The organism is Aeromonas sp. MTB, from assembly GCF_056632455.1.
This window is the reverse complement of the sequence record NZ_CP147026.1, coordinates 4205093-4222500: the sequence shown is the minus strand read 5'-3', so window position 1 is coordinate 4222500 and position 17408 is coordinate 4205093. Positions and strand designations below refer to the sequence as shown.

18 protein-coding genes, 1 tRNA gene and 2 rRNA genes (1 of these 21 cut by a window edge) are annotated in these 17408 nt (G+C 58.7%); 13 read left to right on the top strand and 8 right to left on the bottom strand.

Annotation, left to right across the window (positions count from 1 at the left end):
* From WBR25_RS19320 to WBR25_RS19310, 3 genes are all read left to right on the top strand, one after another.
* Positions 1-1445: ribosomal RNA gene (locus tag WBR25_RS19320) — 23S ribosomal RNA — on the top strand; it begins 1444 nt to the left of the window's first position.
* A gap of 122 nt (positions 1446-1567) precedes the next feature.
* Positions 1568-1682, top strand: a 5S ribosomal RNA gene (gene rrf / locus WBR25_RS19315).
* Positions 1683-1777: 95 nt separating this feature from the next.
* Positions 1778-1854 (top strand) — tRNA-Asp (locus WBR25_RS19310).
* 467 nt (positions 1855-2321) lie between these two features.
* Here the strand turns inward: WBR25_RS19310 and WBR25_RS19305 are convergent.
* Together WBR25_RS19305 and fabR are read right to left on the bottom strand one after the other, a co-directional pair.
* Positions 2322-2687, bottom strand: a complete 366-nt coding sequence (locus WBR25_RS19305; protein ID WP_005348493.1) for a YijD family membrane protein — start codon at positions 2685-2687, stop codon at positions 2322-2324.
* A 19-nt stretch (positions 2688-2706) separates the two neighbouring features.
* Positions 2707-3327: an HTH-type transcriptional repressor FabR gene (gene fabR / locus WBR25_RS19300; RefSeq protein ID WP_005339921.1), complete on the bottom strand. Its 621-nt coding sequence runs from the start codon at positions 3325-3327 to the stop codon at positions 2707-2709.
* Positions 3328-3474: 147 nt separating this feature from the next.
* On the opposite strand from fabR, the gene WBR25_RS19295 reads away from it, so the two are divergent.
* Entirely contained in the window at positions 3475-4593 is a 1119-nt protein-coding gene (locus WBR25_RS19295; protein ID WP_429146520.1) for an acyl-CoA desaturase, read from the top strand.
* 216 nt (positions 4594-4809) lie between these two features.
* On the opposite strand, the gene WBR25_RS19290 is transcribed toward WBR25_RS19295, so the two are convergent.
* Positions 4810-4968 (bottom strand): hypothetical protein, encoded by a 159-nt coding sequence (locus WBR25_RS19290; RefSeq protein WP_139462383.1) that lies wholly within the window; start codon positions 4966-4968, stop codon positions 4810-4812.
* Positions 4969-5143: 175 nt separating this feature from the next.
* Between WBR25_RS19290 and WBR25_RS19285 the strand changes: the two genes are divergently transcribed.
* Positions 5144-5770: a lysoplasmalogenase gene (locus WBR25_RS19285; protein WP_429146524.1), complete on the top strand. Its 627-nt coding sequence runs from the start codon at positions 5144-5146 to the stop codon at positions 5768-5770.
* A 77-nt stretch (positions 5771-5847) separates the two neighbouring features.
* On the opposite strand, the gene WBR25_RS19280 is transcribed toward WBR25_RS19285, so the two are convergent.
* Positions 5848-7401 (bottom strand): DHA2 family efflux MFS transporter permease subunit, encoded by a 1554-nt coding sequence (locus WBR25_RS19280; protein WP_236272278.1) that lies wholly within the window; start codon positions 7399-7401, stop codon positions 5848-5850.
* Entirely contained in the window at positions 7401-8453 is a 1053-nt protein-coding gene (locus WBR25_RS19275; protein ID WP_479748980.1) for an HlyD family secretion protein, read from the bottom strand. The genes WBR25_RS19280 and WBR25_RS19275 overlap by 1 nt, the downstream gene beginning before the upstream one ends.
* Before the next feature lie 96 nt (positions 8454-8549).
* Here WBR25_RS19275 and WBR25_RS19270 point away from each other — a divergent pair, with 96 nt between their 5' ends.
* Positions 8550-9452, top strand: a complete 903-nt coding sequence (locus WBR25_RS19270; RefSeq protein ID WP_479748978.1) for a LysR family transcriptional regulator — start codon at positions 8550-8552, stop codon at positions 9450-9452.
* Between the two features lie 9 nt (positions 9453-9461).
* Complete coding sequence (locus WBR25_RS19265; RefSeq protein ID WP_005339933.1) at positions 9462-9776, top strand: putative signal transducing protein; 315 nt, start codon at positions 9462-9464, stop codon at positions 9774-9776.
* An 11-nt stretch (positions 9777-9787) separates the two neighbouring features.
* Here WBR25_RS19265 and WBR25_RS19260 read toward each other — a convergent pair whose 3' ends face one another.
* Positions 9788-11071 (bottom strand): dicarboxylate/amino acid:cation symporter, encoded by a 1284-nt coding sequence (locus WBR25_RS19260; protein WP_040069539.1) that lies wholly within the window; start codon positions 11069-11071, stop codon positions 9788-9790.
* A gap of 209 nt (positions 11072-11280) precedes the next feature.
* On the opposite strand from WBR25_RS19260, the gene WBR25_RS19255 reads away from it, so the two are divergent.
* The gene (locus WBR25_RS19255) at positions 11281-11526 is read left to right on the top strand and encodes a YecH family metal-binding protein (protein WP_005357633.1); all 246 of its coding nucleotides are present in this window, start codon (positions 11281-11283) and stop codon (positions 11524-11526) included.
* 99 nt (positions 11527-11625) lie between these two features.
* Complete coding sequence (locus tag WBR25_RS19250) at positions 11626-12225, top strand: YhgN family NAAT transporter (protein WP_041202392.1); 600 nt, start codon at positions 11626-11628, stop codon at positions 12223-12225.
* 76 nt (positions 12226-12301) lie between these two features.
* Here WBR25_RS19250 and WBR25_RS19245 read toward each other — a convergent pair whose 3' ends face one another.
* Complete coding sequence (locus WBR25_RS19245) at positions 12302-13270, bottom strand: LysR family transcriptional regulator (protein WP_005357635.1); 969 nt, start codon at positions 13268-13270, stop codon at positions 12302-12304.
* A 276-nt stretch (positions 13271-13546) separates the two neighbouring features.
* Between WBR25_RS19245 and tatA the strand changes: the two genes are divergently transcribed.
* From tatA to WBR25_RS19230, 3 genes are all read left to right on the top strand, one after another.
* Positions 13547-13708 (top strand): twin-arginine translocase TatA/TatE family subunit, encoded by a 162-nt coding sequence (gene tatA, locus WBR25_RS19240; RefSeq protein ID WP_005339944.1) that lies wholly within the window; start codon positions 13547-13549, stop codon positions 13706-13708.
* A gap of 16 nt (positions 13709-13724) precedes the next feature.
* Positions 13725-14027, top strand: coding sequence for a YfcZ/YiiS family protein (locus WBR25_RS19235; RefSeq protein WP_005339945.1), 303 nt, complete (start codon positions 13725-13727; stop codon positions 14025-14027).
* A gap of 229 nt (positions 14028-14256) precedes the next feature.
* Positions 14257-15678 (top strand): MltF family protein, encoded by a 1422-nt coding sequence (locus tag WBR25_RS19230; protein ID WP_021231555.1) that lies wholly within the window; start codon positions 14257-14259, stop codon positions 15676-15678.
* Here WBR25_RS19230 and WBR25_RS19225 read toward each other — a convergent pair.
* The gene (locus WBR25_RS19225; RefSeq protein WP_005339947.1) at positions 15656-15832 is read right to left on the bottom strand and encodes a hypothetical protein; all 177 of its coding nucleotides are present in this window, start codon (positions 15830-15832) and stop codon (positions 15656-15658) included. The two genes, WBR25_RS19230 and WBR25_RS19225, sit on opposite strands and share 23 nt — an antisense overlap.
* 72 nt (positions 15833-15904) lie before the next feature.
* On the opposite strand from WBR25_RS19225, the gene WBR25_RS19220 reads away from it, so the two are divergent.
* Positions 15905-17158, top strand: coding sequence for a phospholipase D-like domain-containing protein (locus WBR25_RS19220; RefSeq protein WP_479748976.1), 1254 nt, complete (start codon positions 15905-15907; stop codon positions 17156-17158).
* Positions 17159-17408: the final 250 nt, after the last annotated feature.

Here is a 17408-nt window from a genome sequence, read left to right as displayed (position 1 = left end):
GTCCTGGTGAAAGTGCGTAGGTGGTGTTTCTAGGCAAATCCGGAGACACAACACTGAGACACGAGACGAACGCACTACGGTGCGGAAGCCATTGATGCCCTGCTTCCAGGAAAAGCCTCTAAGCTTCAGATTACAAGTCATCGTACCCCAAACCGACACAGGTGGTCGGGTAGAGAATACCAAGGCGCTTGAGAGAACTCGGGTGAAGGAACTAGGCAAAATAGAACCGTAACTTCGGGAGAAGGTTCGCTCTTGACAGTGAAGTCCCTTGCGGATGGAGCAGTTGGGAGTCGCAGTGACCAGATGGCTGGGACTGTTTATCAAAAACACAGCACTCTGCAAACACGAAAGTGGACGTATAGGGTGTGACACCTGCCCGGTGCCGGAAGGTTAATTGATGGGGTTAGCGCAAGCGAAGCTCTTGATCGAAGCCCCGGTAAACGGCGGCCGTAACTATAACGGTCCTAAGGTAGCGAAATTCCTTGTCGGGTAAGTTCCGACCTGCACGAATGGTGTAACCATGGCCATGCTGTCTCCACCCGAGACTCAGTGAAATCGAATTCGCCGTGAAGATGCGGTGTACCCGCGGCTAGACGGAAAGACCCCGTGAACCTTTACTACAGCTTGGCACTGAACATTGAACCTACATGTGTAGGATAGGTGGGAGGCTTTGAAGGCGTGACGCCAGTTGCGCTGGAGCCGTCCTTGAAATACCACCCTTGTATGTTTGATGTTCTAACGCAGGGCCCTGAATCGGGCTCGCGGACAGTGCCTGGTGGGTAGTTTGACTGGGGCGGTCTCCTCCCAAAGAGTAACGGAGGAGCACGAAGGTTGGCTAATCCTGGTCGGACATCAGGAGGTTAGTGCAATGGCATAAGCCAGCTTAACTGCGAGACGGACAGGTCGAGCAGGTACGAAAGTAGGTCATAGTGATCCGGTGGTTCTGAATGGAAGGGCCATCGCTCAACGGATAAAAGGTACTCCGGGGATAACAGGCTGATACCGCCCAAGAGTTCATATCGACGGCGGTGTTTGGCACCTCGATGTCGGCTCATCACATCCTGGGGCTGAAGTCGGTCCCAAGGGTATGGCTGTTCGCCATTTAAAGTGGTACGCGAGCTGGGTTCAGAACGTCGTGAGACAGTTCGGTCCCTATCTGCCGTGGGCGTTGGATGATTGAAGGGAGTTGCTCCTAGTACGAGAGGACCGGAGTGAACGAACCTCTGGTGTTCGGGTTGTCACGCCAGTGGCACTGCCCGGTAGCTAAGTTCGGAATCGATAACCGCTGAAAGCATCTAAGCGGGAAGCGAGCCCTGAGATGAGTCATCCCTGACCCCTTGAGGGTCCTAAAGGGCCGTTGGAGACCACAACGTTGATAGGTGGGGTGTGTAAGCGCGGCGACGTGTTGAGCTAACCCATACTAATTACCCGTGAGGCTTAACCATACAACACCCAAGAAGTGTTCTAAGACTTGTAGCAAATAGAACGAACTACTCAAATTCAGTGGTAATGACAAAGCACAGTAGCCAAGTCGTTATTCACGTCAGCTTTCTAGATTAAGAATTTGCCTGGCGGCCATAGCGCCGTGGAACCACCTGATCCCATGCCGAACTCAGAAGTGAAACGCGGTAGCGCCGATGGTAGTGTGGCATTCGCCATGCGAGAGTAGGACACTGCCAGGCACCCAATTAAACGGTGATGTGAAAACACATAGCCGGCTGCGAGGATGACACCTCAGAAGAAGCAGCAGAAGATTTAGCGCAAGCTAACCGAATGCGGAGCGGTAGTTCAGTCGGTTAGAATACCGGCCTGTCACGCCGGGGGTCGCGGGTTCGAGTCCCGTCCGCTCCGCCACTAATTTGAAGGCCTTCCCGATTGGGAAGGCCTTTTTGCTATGTGCGATCTTGCCCATAAGTCCCACAGATTTGTACGCAAGAACCAACACAAAGCCCGGTCTCTCGACTGGGCTTTTGTATTTTTAGCGCCTTAAACCACCAATATCTGGCTTTTCCCTGCCAAGTAAGAGTGCCAGATAGCCGGTTATTTCCACCATTTTCTGGCTATATCCGAGCCTTATCAGCCATTTGAGCGAGTTTACAGGCGGCCAAATCAGCCTTCTGCTGCCTGCTGACTACAGGGCAGCTCCATATTGACCACCCCCTCTTCCATTTGCACGTCGATCTTAAAGCCAAGCCGCTTGGCGAGGTTGGGAATACCGAGATTGCCGGATTAATCAGGTACCGTTCAAGCAAAGAGGCCTTCTCGACGGGAAGGCCTCTTTGCTTTATCTATCAGCTGATTACCATCACTCGGTCGATTTATCAGCGCTTCTCTTTGTTGCCAATGCTCAGGCCGAGCTTGATGGAGAGTGCTGCCAGTAACAGCAGCATCATGATCAGGGAGAAGAAGTTGCTGCCAAGCTCCGGGTATTGCACCTTGAGCAGCGCGGAGTGGCCGAAGACACCGATAAAGAAGCAGAGCAGGGTGCAGATGGGGGTGTTGCCCACCATGGGTTCATGGCGATAGTGCTGGAACAGCTGATAGGCCGCCAGCCAGAGGGCAATCAGCGGGAAGAAGGAGAAGGGCACGACTGAGTTTGTCAGTACGGCCAGAGAGGCATCGCCACAGATACCAATCAGCATGGCCATGGCGAGCGGTTTTTTCGGGATCATAAGCTGTTCAGGCATGTCGTTCTCCATCCTGTGGTCATGGGTGAGGTTCACGGCGCTTCTGGTTTTGTACCTCGGCGCCCATGGCGATCATCCGCAGTTGGCGAATAGTGCGATCGGAGAGTGCACGGCACTCTTCGCTGGTCATGTCGAGTGCATCGGCACCGGCACTGAAGACGATGGTGACCATGGCTTCTGCCTGGATGTAGGCATCTTCCCGTGGTGCTTCTGTGGTGGCTTCCAGATAATCGGTCAGCTCTGCGATAAAGTGCTGGATTTCTCGAGCCACCGCCTGACGAAAGGCGGCCGAGGTGCCGGAGCGTTCCCGCAGCAGCAGCCGGAAGATGTTGGGGTTGTTCTCGACGAACTCCATAAAGGTCTGCACCGAGGTGCTGATGACACTGCCACCACCGGCAATGCGCTGGCGTGCCTGTCGCATCAGTTGGCGCAGGGTAAGACCTCCTTCGTCAACCAGGGTCAGGCCCAGCTCCTCCATATCGCGAAAGTGGCGATAGAAAGAGGTGGGCGCGATACCCGCTTCGCGAGCGACTTCCCGCAGGCTGAGATTGGAGAAACTCCGATTGGCGCACAGTTGGCTGAATGCAGCATCGATCAATGTACGCCGGGTTTTTTCTTTTTGTTGAGCGCGAATACCCACGAAATCAGTCACCTTCAGCTTAACGAGGACAAATGATAACCCGAAGGCGCCTCAGGATCAGGTTTGTATCCTACTTTTTTACCATTGACCGTGAGGAAATCACCATAGAAAATGGCTAACAGCTGTTCGCTGAAAGGATGCAATGAGATGGCCAGACCCCCCATTATTTTGACCAATACCCTGCTGTTCTCCCTCTCCGGGATAGTGGCGTTGATTGTCGTACCCTGGTACGGCATGAGTCACGGTTACGATCTCTGGCAGTGGGCCAGTTTCCTGTTGTTGTTCTGCCTGAGTGGTCTCTCCATCACCGCAGGTTATCACCGGCTCTGGTCGCACAAGGCCTACAAGGCGCACCCCGCTTTGCAGTGGTTGTTTGCCATCGGCGGTGCGTTGGCGCTGCAGAATTCGGCCCTGCACTGGTCGGCCGATCACCGCCGTCACCATCGTCATGTGGATGACAACGATAAAGACCCCTACAGCGCGGGGCGCGGTTTCTGGTATTCGCACATCGGCTGGATGTTGCGGGAGCATCAGGGAGATCGCTATGGTGATTACAGCAATGTGCGAGACCTGCAAAACAACCCGGTGGTCGCGTTTCAGCACCGTCACTATCTGACGCTGGCACTGGCGGCCAATCTGGGGCTGCCGCTGCTGCTTGGCCTGTGGCACGGGGACTTGCTCGGCATGTTGCTGTTGGTGGGCGTGCTGAGGATGGTGATGACTCACCACACTACCTTCTTCATCAACTCGCTGGCCCACATCTGGGGCAGTCAGCCCTATACCGATCGCAATACCGCTCGCGATAACGGCATCCTGGCTTTTTTCACCTTTGGCGAGGGGTACCACAACTTTCACCACCTGTTCGAGAATGACTACCGCAACGGCATTCACTGGTGGCAGTTCGATCCGACCAAGTGGTTGATCCGGCTCGCCTCCTGGTGTGGTCTGGCGGGAGATCTCAGATCTTCGCCGGAGGAGCGTATCGAGCAGGCCCGGCTGCAGATGCAGCTGAAACGGGCACAAGCCAAGTTGCGCAAGCAGGAAGATCTAGAACTGTGGCAGGTGCTGCTGCAGGAGGAGTACGACAAGCTGAGCCAGCAGTTGCAACACTATTATGCCAGTCGCAAGCGGCTGCTGGAGCTGCGCAAGCGCAAGGCGCTGGCGCGCTATGACCGCCTCAAGCTGCAACTGGAGTATCGGGCCCTGCGGGACGGCTTCATCGCTGGTAAACGCAACTGGAGTCGCCTGCTGGCAGGTATTGCATGATGCCTTGCCGAGGTATCACACAGACTAAAAGAGAAGACCGCCTGCTGGCGGTCTTCTCTTTGGTATGCATGTTTGAACGGGCTAGTTGGTTTGGCTCTGCTGTTGCTGCAACTGATCCAGTGCCTGTTGCTCCTGCTGGCTGAGACCCAGCTGTTCGCAGGCCTGCTCAAAGCAGATCCCCAGATGGCGCATCATGATATCCAATAACGGGAGGGCTTAGTTGGCTTGGCTCTGCTGTTGCTGCTGCAGCTGATCCAGTGCCTGTTGCTCCTGCTGGCTAAGACCCAGTTGTTCACAGGCCTGCTCAAAGCTGATCCCCAGATGGCACATCATGATATCGATGGCGGGCAGATAGTTCTTCATAGCTTCTTCCATGGTGATCCTCCAGACCCGTCACTTATGCCCTGAACCACTCGGTGCGGCAATTAGACTTTAGGCTTAGCCTGCCCATTTGATAAGCACCCCTGCCACTGGGGGAGGGAATTTGTTACCCTGCACCATGATAAAAACGGTTGCCGTATGACTGCGAGCAACAGGTGAGGAGCAGGGCATGTTATTGAGTTTCTTGATCATCGCTTCAGGTTGGTGGCACATCCGTGCTGCCTACGGTTCAGACAGCCGCCAGTTCTATATCAGCAAGCCACTGACCATGTTGCTTATCATCGCGTTGGCGTTCGGCTACCAGAGTTATGACCACGACGGTTCACACGCCTGGATCCTGCTTGGCCTTTGTCTCTCGCTGGCGGGCGATGTGCTGCTGATGCTGCCAAGCGATCGCTTCATTCAGGGGTTGGCGGCATTTCTTGTCGCGCATCTCTGCTATATCGTCGGTTTTGCCCAAGGACCATTGCTGCTCAATCTGGTGGATGGTTTGCTGCTGTTGCTGATCTCCGGCATGGTATTCGGCCTGCTGTGGGGCAAGCTGGGGGAGATGCGGATCCCGGTCTTCTGCTACATGCTGGTGATCATCGGCATGGCCTGGGTGGCCGCAGGTGCCTGGCACGCCTCTCTCACTGCTGGTTCGGCCGCCGCTCTGGTGGGGGCGCTGATGTTCCTCTTCTCCGACAGCATGCTGGCGCTCGATCGCTTCCGTCGCCCCTTTCCCCACGCCCGCGCCTGGGTGATGAGCAGCTACTTCGCAGCGCAATTCCTGATTGCAGGGTCGCTGGCGGGATAACACCTTCTGGTTGAGTGCAGGTAACAGATAACGAAAAACGGGCATTGGCCCGTTTTTCGTTTTATGCCCGGCGTTTTTCACGCCTCTAGCGGTTCGGCATCCGCTGCCCGTGGGGCGGGGGATTTGAGCAACAGCATCAGGCCGCTGGCGATCAGCAGGAAGATCCCCATGATGTAGAACACCTGGTTGTAGGCCATGATGGCCGCCTCCCGGTTGATGGTATTGGCCAGCATGGCCCGTGCTTGCTGCTGGGCAATCTCGGGGCCTGAACCCTGCGCCATCATGCTCTGGGCCAGTTGCAGCAGATAGTTTTGCCCCTCGATACTGCTGGCGGCCAGAGTGCTGCCAATCTGCAGCACATGGGTGCGGGTATCGTTGTCGAGCAGGGTCGCGATGATGGCGATACCGAACGCGCCACCGAGGTTGCGCAGCACGTTGAGCAGGGTCGAGGAGGAGGGGATCTCGTCGTGGCTCAGGCTGGCGGTGGCGACCAGGGAGAGCGGCACCATGATGAAGGGCTGCCCCAGCGCCCGCACGATCAGTGACTGGATCAGCTGCGGCCCGGCGTAGTCGGCACTCATGTTGACGTTCATAAAGCAGCTGACGGCGAAGATCAGGAAGCCGAAACTCACCAGATAGCGCGGGTCTATCTTGTGGGTCAGTTTGGGCACCAGCGGTAACACCAGCAGTTGCGGCAGCCCCATCCACATCAGTACCTCGCCGATTTCCAGCGCGTTGTAGTTGTGGATCTGGGTCATGTAGAGCGGCAGCACATAGATGGAGCCCATCAACGCCATGCCGAGGATCAGATAGGCGAAGCAGGCCAGCGCGAAGCGCGGGTTGTGCAGCAGCCGCAGATTGACCAGCGGGTGACGGCGGATCAGCTGGCTGATGACGAAGAACACCAGCGCCACCGCCGAAATGACTGCCAGTCGCACGATGAAGCTTGAGCCGAACCAGTCTTCCCGGTTGCCCTCTTCCAGTACCACCTCCAGCAAGCCGAGGCCAAGCGCCATGGTGACAATCCCGATGAGATCCACCCGCTTGATCACGGCCCAGTCCACCGGTTTTTTATCAAGCCCGTGGGCCAGCATGGCCATCACCAGCAATCCTGGCGGCACGTTGAGATAGAAGATGTAGTGCCACGACATCTGCTCGGTGAGCCAGCCGCCGAGGGTTGGGCCGATGGCGGGGGCGAAGGTGGCGCAGAGGCCAAACAGCGCCATGCCGGTGGCCCGCTTCTGTAACGGCAACAGGGTGACGATGAGGGAAAAGGCCATCGGGATCAGCGCCCCGCCAGTGAAGCCTTGCAGCGCCCGGAAGACGATCATGCTGGTGAGGTTCCAGCTGAACGAGCAGAGCACGGAGGCGGCGATAAAGGCGCCGGTGGTCCAGAGCAGGTAGCGGCGCACGCTCAGCCCCCGGCTCAGCCAGCCGCTCAGGGGGATGGCGATCATCTCCGCCACCAGATAGGAGGTGGAGATCCAGGAGCTTTCGCTCAGGGTGGCCGACAGGGCCCCCTGAATATCCTTCAGGGAGGCATTGGTGATCTGGATATCGAGGATGGCCATAAAGGCGCCGATAAGGCCCCCCATGACCGCGATCCAGTTGCGACGTGGAATGGGTTCCATCAGTTGGCAGCCACCACGGGATCTGGAGTGCGGGTATCCACGATCACTTCGGTCGAGAGACCAGGCAGCAGCTTGCCTGCCAGCGGGCCTGGCTTGGGGATACGGATCTTCACCGGTACCCGCTGCACGATTTTGGTGAAGTTGCCAGTGGCATTCTCCGGTGGCAGCAGGGCGAATTTGGCGCCGGTGGCCGGGGCCAGGCTGTCGATGATCCCCTCGACCGGTTGATCCGGGTAGGCATCGAGTACCACTTCGACCTTCTGGCCCGGCTGCATATGGGCGAGCTGGGTCTCCTTGAAGTTGGCCTCGACCCACACCTGCTGCAGCGGCACCAGGCTGGCGACCTGCATACCGGACTGGACGTAGAGCCCTTCCCGCAGGCTGCGCTTGCCGATGATGCCATCGGCCGGTGCCCGCAGCTCGGTATAACCTAGCTCCAGCTTGGCCTGCTCCAGTTGTGCTTCGCTCAATGCCAGCTTGGCCAGATTCTGTTTGCGCTCGGCATCCAGTACCAGCAGTCGCTCACGGGCCGCCTGCAGGGCGGCTTGGGCCTCCCGGGCTTGCGCCTGATTGACCTGCAGGCCGGCACGCACCTCGTCCAGACTGTCTTGCGAGCTGTAGTGGCGCTGGTTGAGCTGACTGATCCGGTTGACCTGCTGGCTGGCGCGCAGCTGTTCGGCCTTGGCGGAGGCGACCTTGGCCTCGGCCTGCTGGATCAGGCTCAGTTGTTGGGTGCGGGTGGCCGCCAAATTTTCGGCCGTCGCCTGATTGAGGCGCAGGTCGGCTTCGGCCTCCGCGACCCTGGTTTTGTATTCGCGATCATCGAGACGGGCTATCAGTTGGCCCGCTTTGACCGGCTGGTTGTCGGTGACCAGCACTTCGCGGATATAGCCGGGCAGCTTGGAGCTGATCCCGGTCACTTCACTTTGCAGATAGGCGTTGTCGGTGCTTTCAAAATAGCGGCCGTGAAGATACCAGTAACCGGCGAACAGCAGACCGAGCAGCGTCAATATCATGGCTGCCAGCAGGGGAATTTTCTTGTGTTGACTCATTTTTGTGATTCCTGAACTTAAGGGGCGCAGGCTAACACTGGTCAACTGTTTCGATTAGTATTGGTTCACGAGATATACAGTTTCACTGGTGCAACAATGGATCTCAATGCCGCGTTAATTCTGGTGCGTATCGTCGACAAGGGCTCGTTTACGGGGGCTGCCCGCGAGCTGGGGATGACCAAGGCGATGGTCAGCCGCCGCATCGCCGAACTGGAACAGCGGCTCGGAGTGCGTCTGCTCTATCGCTCCACCCGTCAGCTCACTTTGACCGAGGAGGGGGAGAAGTACTACCTGCACTGTAGCAAGGCGGTCGATGCCCTGACCGAAGCCGAGCTGATGCTGAGCGCCAGCCAGCAGGAGGTGACCGGCACTCTCAAACTGGCGGTGCCCATCGAGACGGGGCAACTGGTGGTTGGGCGCTTGGTCGCCAAGTTTTTGCAGGCCTATCCCGCCCTGCAGGTGGAGCTGGAACTGACCAACCGGGTGGTGGATCCCATCAGTGAAGGGCTGGATGCGGTGGTGCGTATTGGCGACATGAGCGACTCCAATCTGGCGGCGCGCCGACTCTGGAGCACCGGGAGGCTGCTCTGTGCCAGCCCGGACTATCTGGCCCGTAGTCCGGTCATCGAGCAGCCGGAGGATCTGGCCAACCACGAGCGGGTGACGGTAAGTAGCGGGTTTCTCGCCTCTCACTGGTGTTTCGAGCTGGATGGCAGAGAGGTGCTGGTTGACCCCCCATCCCGTTTTCGGGTCAATAATATTACCTGTGCCCGGGAGGCGGCGAAGGCGGGGCTGGGGTTGGCCTCGTTACCCGCTATGCTCTGTCAGGATGAGCTGGCCAGCGGCGAGCTGGTGATCCTGTTGCCAGAGTGGCAGCAACCCAGGGTGCCGATTTATTTGCTGTTTCCGGAGCGGCAACTGATGCCGCGCAAGTTGCGGGCCTTCATCGACTTCATGATTGAGAACGGCGCCGGGTTTGGCATCGACAAGTTGTTGTAAGGGGGAGCTATGGATAACTGGATCAATCTCTATCGCGCCTCACACACCCTGGAGGCGCACGCGTTGAAAGGGGCGCTGGAGGCGGAAGGGGTGCTGGTGCGCCTCAATGGCGAGGGGCTGTCTGGCGCCCTTGGCGAACTGCCGGTCGACATGTTGCAGGTGACCCTGATGGTGCGAGCCGAGGATCGCAGCAAGGCGGGACGGGTCATCGAGCGTTACCAGCAGCGTCAGGGTAACGGCTGGCTATGCGGCCAGTGCGGGGAGGAGAACGGCGCCAACTTCGACGTCTGCTGGCGCTGTCATCACGATCCCCACGACAGCTGATCTCTCTTCCGCTAGCGCGGCGGGAACTCGATATCTTCCCCTGCGCTGGCATCGTGATAGGTCGCCAGATCCAGCTCGTTTTCGCTGCGGGCGATCAGCACCGACACCAGAATATCCCCCGATACATTGACCGTGGTGCGCGCCATGTCGAGGATCCGGTCAATGCCTGCAATCAGTGCCACCCCTTCCAGCGGCAAGCCCACCGCCGTCAGGGTCAGGGTCAGCAGCATCAACCCGGTGCCCGGGGTGCCTGCGGTGCCGATACTGGCCAGGGTGGCGATGCTGATGATGGTCAGGTAATCGACCATGTGCAGATCCACCCCGAATGCCTGAGCCACGAACAGTGCAGTCACTCCCTGATAGAGGGCTGTGCCATCCATGTTGATGGTGGCGCCGATGGGCAGCACCTTGGCGGTGATGGCGGGGGAGACTCCCAGCCGCTTCTCGGCGCATGCCAGACTGATGGGCAGGGTGGAGTTGCTGGAGCTGCTGGTGAAGGCCACCGCCTGGGCATCAACGATGCTCTTGAAGTAGTGCAGCGGATTGAGCCGTGCCAACAGGAGCAGCAGAGTGCTGTAGACCCCGAGCACGTGCAGCAGGCAGCCGAGGTAGACGGCGCCGATCACCTTGAGCAGCGGTAGCAGCAGGTCGAGGCCGTACTTGCCGGTCATCCAGGCCATCAGGGCGCAGACACCGTAAGGCGCGAGCGCCATCACCATCTGGGTCAGCTTGAACATCCCCTCGGCCAGCGAGGTGAAGAAGAGGATGGCGGGACGGCCACGGCGACCGCTGGCATTGAGGGCGACCGCCAGCGCCACCGCAAAGACGATTACTTGCAGGATCTTGCCATCCACCATCGCCTGTACCGGGTTGCTCGGCACCAGATGGCTCAGCACGCTGGCCAGGGTAGGTGGTTCCGACATACCGATCCGCTCATAGGGGCCCATGTCGGCACCCATGCCGGGTTCCAGCAGCCAGCCCATCATCAGGCCGATGCAGATGGCGATGGCGGTCGAGCAGAAGTAGAGGCAGATCGCCTTGCTGCCGATGCGATCGAGGGCCTTGCCCTTGAGCAGCGAGGTGAGGCCGGCGATGACCGAACAGAAAATGAGGGGCACCATCAGCATCTGGATGGTGTTGACGAACAGGACGCCAAGGGGCTTGAGCAGCAGGGCTTGCTCTTCAAAGCCAACGCCCAGACCCACCCCTGTCAGCATACCGATCAGGGTCTTGAGCCAGAGTGGTCGGCGGGTCCAGATCTGCCAGGGCTTGAGAGCCTCTCCATGGAACAGCATGACGCCAATATCCTTATACATTGTCTGCGATGGCCAAAAAGGGGCGCCAGTGTAGCGATCCCTGACGCGGGTTGCCACATTATCGACAAAGCGGTGGCGGTGACCACTCCCCTGACCAGGTAATGCGCAATTTATTGGCCTATATCAAGATCCCTCCGGGCGGGGAGATATTTAATTGGCATTAAATATGTTCATTATTGAGGTGAGAGATGTCGCAATCGGTTCATGGTCACGAAGTGATGGAGATGATGCTGGCGCAAGGGGGGCAATTTACCCGTGCCAGCCTGAAACAGGCGATGGCCGAGCGGTTCGGTGCCGAGGCCCGTTTTCATACCTGCAGCGCCAGCGAGATGGATGCAGAAGCGCTGATCGACTTTCTAGCCGCCCGCGGCAAATTCATCGACTCGGCCGAGGGTTTCCAGACCCGCGCCGACAAGATCTGCAACCACGGTTAATCCCGCTGCGAGCGCATCATGGCGCTCGCTCAATTCTTCGCCCTTTGCTATATTTCGCCCCCTCTCTTTTCCCTATTCAGGGCGTAGCCCGGGCGTTGTATGGATACTTTCTCTGCCGCAGTCATGCTGTTTCTGATCATGGACCCGCTGGGCAACCTGCCGGTCTTCCTCTCTATCCTGCGTCATATCGATCCCAAGCGACGTCGCAAGGTGATGGTGCGTGAGCTGCTCTTCTCGCTGGCCATCATGATGCTGTTCCTGTTCGTCGGTCAGCAGATCCTCGGTTTCCTCAACCTGCGGCAGGAGGCGGTCAGCATTGCGGGGGGCATTATCCTGTTCCTGATCGCCATCAAGATGATCTTCCCGAGTGAGGGGGGCGTGACCGGGCTGGCGGCGGGCGAGGAGCCCTTCCTGGTACCGATGGCGATCCCGATGATCGCCGGTCCGTCGATCCTCGCATCGTTGATGCTGCTGGCCAATCAGGAGCCCGCCCGGATGGTGGACTGGTCGCTGGCGCTCTTTATGGCCTGGGCCGCCAGCGCGGTGATCCTGATGTTCTACGAGGTATTCAACAAGCTGCTGGGTGAGCGGGGACTCACTGCGGTGGAGCGGCTGATGGGTATGCTGCTGGTGATGATCTCGGTCCAGATGTTGCTGGACGGGGTACATCACTATCTGGCGGTGACCGGTCAGGGCTGAGCGGTTTACATCTTGAAGTGAATGAAACGGGGCTACGCAGAGCCCCGTTCTTTTTTGTTGCCGAGAAGGCGTGCCGTCACCCGTGAGTGGTCGCTGCAGGTTCCAGTTTGCTCATGATGAGGGACAGCAGCAGCTCCCGCAGCCAGCGGTGGCCCGGATCCTCGCTGTGACGCTGATGCCAGATGAGCAGATGGGAGATGCTGTCCAACCCGATGGGCAGCGGCAGCTGTAACAGCGGATAGACCTGGGTAGCGTGGCGGGCGTAGAGCCGGGAGAGGGTCACTATCATGTCGGAGTGCATCCCCATCCGCAGCGCTGCCTCGAAGGAGGGCACGGTTGCCTCGATACGCCGGTAGAGATCCTGCTCTGCCAGCTTGTGATCCAGCATCCAGCGGTCCCGCCCCTCGCAGTAAGTCTGCACATGGGGATAGCTGAGGTAGTGCTCCAGATTCCAGTTGGGCTCCCGCAGCGCGGGGTGGTGTTGCTGCACCAGACAGGTGAGATCATCGACCGCCAGCACTCGCTGACAGATGCTGTCGGGCAGGGTATCGAGCCGATAATCGGAGCTGATGCAGTTCTCCCGCACCGCGAAGGCGATGTCCACCTGTCCCTGACTCATCTCGGTCAGACTGTTCTCGGTCCACTCCTCGTAACGCAAGCGGATCCGTGGTGCCTGCCGCTTCAGCTCGCTCAGGTAGAGCGGGGCAAACAGGGTAAAGGCGCTGTCCATGCTGGCGATGACGAACTCTCGCTCCGAGCTGGCGGGGTCGAACTCGGGCGGCTGGATCAGGTTATCCAGCGACAGCAGGATGGGTTGCAACTGCTGCTGCAGTGCAAGGGCGCGGCCGGTGGGTTCCAGCCCGTAGGCAGAGCGGATGAAGAGGGGATCATTGAAGGTATCGCGCAGGCGGCCGAGGGCTTTGCTGACGGCGGACTGGCTCAGATGAAGGCGGCGTGCCGCCTTGCTGCCGTTGCGCTCTTCCAGCAGTACCTGCAGGATAATCAGCAAATTGAGGTCGATGCGACCCAGTTGTTCCAGCAGCATGATATGAATCCTCTTCAATTCTAAGATGAATTTATACCATTTGTTTTCATATCTTGGCGATCTTATCCTCGAATGGTCTCAGGTTCGCATGAACCACTGGTACAGGATGTAGCGGTTGAGGGGACATGTAGCACAATCAATATGGCGACCTCAGGGTCGCCCTATTTTTTGGCTATGATTTATTTGCTCACTTGCACCTGCCTTGATTTTGCCCAACAATCCCTGCGCTCTATTTTGATACAAGTAACAGATATCTCTTTGTGAGGGAGTATCCCTATGGGACTCGGTGGAATTCATATCTGGCATATGCTGATCCTCTTGCTGGTCGTTGTGCTGGTCTTCGGCAGCAAGCGTCTTGCCAGTGCAGGTGAGGATCTGGGTACCGCCATCAAAGATTTTCGCAAGGCGATGCGTGACGACGCAAATCATCCGAAATAAGCAGTAGGAGTAGAAAATGTCTGTAGACGAGAAAGTTGAACTGAACGAAACCTGTGACAGCTGTGGCTGTTTTGCCGAGATCGGCACCATCATCGGCGAAGGCGACGATGTGATGGATCTGGTGATTGAAGCCGCTGCCGAGGCGGATGCCCGCGCCAAGCTGGCTGCCTATGAAGCACTGGCCAAACAGGTCACTGCCGAAGCTCAAGTGAGCAGCGAACTGACTCAGGGCGCCAACGGCGTGATCCTGAAAGCCCGCCTGCAATTCACCTGCACCGCCGAAAAACTGATTTTCGAAATGCGGGCCCGCTCTATCTGAGTTGTCTGATAACGCGGCAGGTTTGCCTGCCGTGTTGACCCTTCTGCTGTGGGTCGGCGTTCTATAGTTACTCTATCCCACAGACGTTTTTGCCCGGCGCGAGTCGGCCAACAGAAGGCGTAAACATCATGACGCAGCGATGGATCTCTGCCCCCAATCCCACCCTCTATCGTGATCCGTGCTGCCAACAGGCAGCGGGCGTGACCTCAGCACAGGGGCAGCCATCGTGATGCGACGCTGGATCTGGGCTCTGCTGGCCCTCTGCTGTTTTCCCCTGCTCGCGGCTGAACTCAAGCCACAGCGTCTGCCCCAACCCGGGGATCTCGAAAGCATTCTGCAAAAGCGCGAACTCAGGGCTCTGGTGGTCTATGAGCGCGGCTTCTATTTTCTCGATCGCGGCGCCCAGTACGGCATTCTGGTCAATCAGTTGCAAGGGTTCGAGCGCTGGCTGAACAAGACCTATCTCGCCAAAGAGAAGGTCAAACTCAAGGTGGTCTACATCCCGGTGCGCCAAGACAAGCTGCTGGACTATCTGACCGAGGGGCGTGGCGATCTGGTGGCGGCAACCATGACGGTGACCCCGACCCGGCGTGAACAGGTGGCCTTCTCCCGGCCGCTCATTTCATCCATAGAGGAGTGGGTGGTGAGCCAGCAGAGCCTGCCCGCCTTCAGTCGTATTACCCAGCTCTCCGGCAGGCGGGTCTGGGTGCGCGCCAGCTCCAGCTACTACGAGAGTCTGCGCCAGCTCAACTGGCTGTTTCGCGAGCTGGGGCTGCCCCCCGTCTATATCGAGACGGTGCCCGAATACCTGCAGGATGGCGATCTGCTGGAGATGGTGGCCGCTGGCATTATTCCCCTGACGGTGACTGACAGCTACAAGGGGCGGATCTGGCTGGGTGGGATGATCTCCGGCCTCAAGGCCCACAAGTTGATCCCCCTGCGCAGCAACGGCACCAGTGCCTGGGCGCTGCGCAAGAACAGCCCCGAGCTGCTCAAGGCGGTCAATGGTTATCTGGCGAGTGTCAGCCGCAACAGCCTTTACAGTGACATGACCCTGCGCCGGTTGCTGGTTCGCAGCGATCAGATGAGCAATATCCTGGCGCCGGATCCTATGGGGCGCCTCGCGACCATTCGCAAGGTGCTGGAGAAGTACGCCAATCAATACGATCTCGACTGGTTGATGCTGGCGGCGCTTGGCTACAAGGAGTCCGGCCTCAATCCCAAGGCACGCTCGCCCAAGGGGGCCGTGGGCCTCATGCAGTTGCTGCCCAGCACAGGGCGGGAGGTCGGCATCAACGGCGCCAGACTCACCACGCTGGAGGGAAATGTGGAGGCAGCCTGCCGCTACATGCGGTTGATCCTCGATACCTACTTCAATGATCCCAAGCTGGATCGGCTCAACCGCCACCTGTTTGCCCTCGCCGCCTACAACGCCGGGCCAAACCGGGTGCAGGCGCTGCGAGGCAAGGCGGAGAAGCTGGGGCTCGATCCCAACGTCTGGTTCGGCAACGTGGATCAGCTGGTGGCCAACGAAGTCGGACAGGGGCCGATCAACTATGTCGGCACCATCTACAAGTACTACGTGGCCTATCGTTTCAGCCTGCCCCAGATCGAGGGCAAGGCTGCCGCTATCGAAGCGGCTCAGCCCTGAGCCGGTTGACCGGCAAGGTCGCCTGCACGGTCGGCAATTGCCAGCCACCGTCCCTGTGTTGCAGGAACCAGTGGGCGGGGCCGGTGGCCGGGATGAGATCTGGCTGGCTGAGCTGGCCCAGATAGCGCAACATCGGGGTATCATGCAGTTCCATCAGCAACTCCTTTTGAGTATGTGAGAGGCTCGCCAGCGTTATGACACCCGGCCATGACAGCAGGATGACACCATGATCCCCGGATCCTTTGCCCTGATCGACGATCCCCTGCTGGCGCTCAAGGTGCGCTGCCACTGGATCCGCCATGCCCGCGAGCGGATCCAGGCGCAGTACTACAGCTGGGAGGAGGACAGCAGCGGCAAGTTGCTGCTGAGCGAGCTGCTCCACGCTGCCCGGCGTGGTGTCAAGGTGCAGCTGCTGGTGGATGATCTCTATGCCGGTGACAACCGCTTTCTGGAGATGGTGGCTCACTACCCGGGGATCGAGGTGCGGCTATTCAACCCCTTCTGGCTGCGTGGCTGGCGCCCGCTGGCACTGCTGCTGGAGGGACTGCTCAGCTTTCGCCGCATCAACCACCGGATGCACAACAAGCTGCTGCTGGTGGATGGCAAGCTGGCGCTGATCGGCGGGCGCAACATAGGCGATCGTTACTTCGGTCTGGATCCGCAAGCCCCCTTTGTGGATCTCGATCTCGCCTGTCAGGGGGGCCTGTGCCAGCAGATGGAGCAGGGGTTCGAGCAGTTCTGGCACAGCCGCTGGAGTCATCCCATCCGCCATCTGCTGCGCCGCGAGCTGCTGCCCGCCGAAATAGAGGTGGTCAACGACTTCCTGTTCACCATGACGGATCCGGCGGTGGCGACGGTCTACGATCTGCCTGCGGCGCTGTTTGACGAGAGCGATTTGCCGCTGCAGTGGCATGAAGGGCGGGCCGAGGTGTGGTTCGACCATCCCGGCAAGGGGCTTATCTCCCGCCCCACCACTGCCCGCCAGCTTTGGCGCCAGCTGGCTGACAATCCCGGCTCGCTGGGGTTGGTGACCCCTTACCTCATCCTTACTCGCGGGTTTCGGCACCGTCTGGCGCGGCTGCGCCAGCAGGGGGTCGCCATCGACATTCTCACCAACTCGCTGGCCAGCACCGATGTGCCACTGGTCTATGGCGCCTACCAACGTTATCTCGGCTGGTTGCTGCGGCGCGGGATCCGTGTTGCCGAGTTTGACCACGGCCACGGCAGCCTGCACGCCAAGCTGATCCTGCTGGGGGAGGAGCGGGCGCTGTTTGGCAGCCTCAACCTCGATCCCCGCTCGCTGTTTCTCAATACCGAACTGATGCTGCATCTGCACTGCCCGCCGATCTGCGAGGCGCTGCGAATGTGGCTGGCTCGCTGGCAGGAGCAGGCGGGTGGATTGCCGCGCAAACCCGAAGGGTGGTCAAGGCGACTGATAGCACGCCTGAGTGACTGGTTGCCCCTGCGCCGTTGGCTGTGAGGCGGCCATTTTTTGTGCGAGATCTCGCAAAGCCTTGTAAGCCATTGCTGATACCCTTTGCGGGTGAATAACCATGCATGAATCTATCTTGCTGTTTTATAACAATTTAGTGGTGATGATAAGGCTGTTTTTTGTACTCTGATGTGAATGGAATTAGCATAAAAACGTTTTTTATTTTGTTTTTATGCGTAATATTTCAGTTGCAAGGACAAACACGGCGGCTTGTCTGCCGTGTGGACGAAGGTTGTAA

Bases quoted from the DNA above. Each gene is read 5' to 3' on its own strand.
- WBR25_RS19295 (WP_429146520.1), top strand. From the start codon at position 3,475: ATGGCCAGACCCCCCATTATTTTGACCAATACCCTGCTGTTCTCCCTC.
- WBR25_RS19290 (WP_139462383.1), bottom strand. From the start codon at position 4,968: ATGGAAGAAGCTATGAAGAACTATCTGCCCGCCATCGATATCATGATG.
- WBR25_RS19220 (WP_479748976.1), top strand. From the start codon at position 15,905: ATGATCCCCGGATCCTTTGCCCTGATCGACGATCCCCTGCTGGCGCTC.
- WBR25_RS19280 (WP_236272278.1), bottom strand. From the start codon at position 7,401: ATGGAACCCATTCCACGTCGCAACTGGATCGCGGTCATGGGGGGCCTT.
- WBR25_RS19275 (WP_479748980.1), bottom strand. From the start codon at position 8,453: ATGAGTCAACACAAGAAAATTCCCCTGCTGGCAGCCATGATATTGACG.
- WBR25_RS19235 (WP_005339945.1), top strand. From the start codon at position 13,725: ATGTCTGTAGACGAGAAAGTTGAACTGAACGAAACCTGTGACAGCTGT.
- WBR25_RS19255 (WP_005357633.1), top strand. From the start codon at position 11,281: ATGTCGCAATCGGTTCATGGTCACGAAGTGATGGAGATGATGCTGGCG.
- tatA (WP_005339944.1), top strand. From the start codon at position 13,547: ATGGGACTCGGTGGAATTCATATCTGGCATATGCTGATCCTCTTGCTG.
- WBR25_RS19270 (WP_479748978.1), top strand. From the start codon at position 8,550: ATGGATCTCAATGCCGCGTTAATTCTGGTGCGTATCGTCGACAAGGGC.
- WBR25_RS19305 (WP_005348493.1), bottom strand. From the start codon at position 2,687: ATGCCTGAACAGCTTATGATCCCGAAAAAACCGCTCGCCATGGCCATG.
- WBR25_RS19285 (WP_429146524.1), top strand. From the start codon at position 5,144: ATGTTATTGAGTTTCTTGATCATCGCTTCAGGTTGGTGGCACATCCGT.
- WBR25_RS19250 (WP_041202392.1), top strand. From the start codon at position 11,626: ATGGATACTTTCTCTGCCGCAGTCATGCTGTTTCTGATCATGGACCCG.
- WBR25_RS19230 (WP_021231555.1), top strand. From the start codon at position 14,257: ATGCGACGCTGGATCTGGGCTCTGCTGGCCCTCTGCTGTTTTCCCCTG.
- WBR25_RS19265 (WP_005339933.1), top strand. From the start codon at position 9,462: ATGGATAACTGGATCAATCTCTATCGCGCCTCACACACCCTGGAGGCG.
- WBR25_RS19245 (WP_005357635.1), bottom strand. From the start codon at position 13,270: ATGCTGCTGGAACAACTGGGTCGCATCGACCTCAATTTGCTGATTATC.
- WBR25_RS19260 (WP_040069539.1), bottom strand. From the start codon at position 11,071: ATGCTGTTCCATGGAGAGGCTCTCAAGCCCTGGCAGATCTGGACCCGC.
- WBR25_RS19225 (WP_005339947.1), bottom strand. From the start codon at position 15,832: ATGGAACTGCATGATACCCCGATGTTGCGCTATCTGGGCCAGCTCAGC.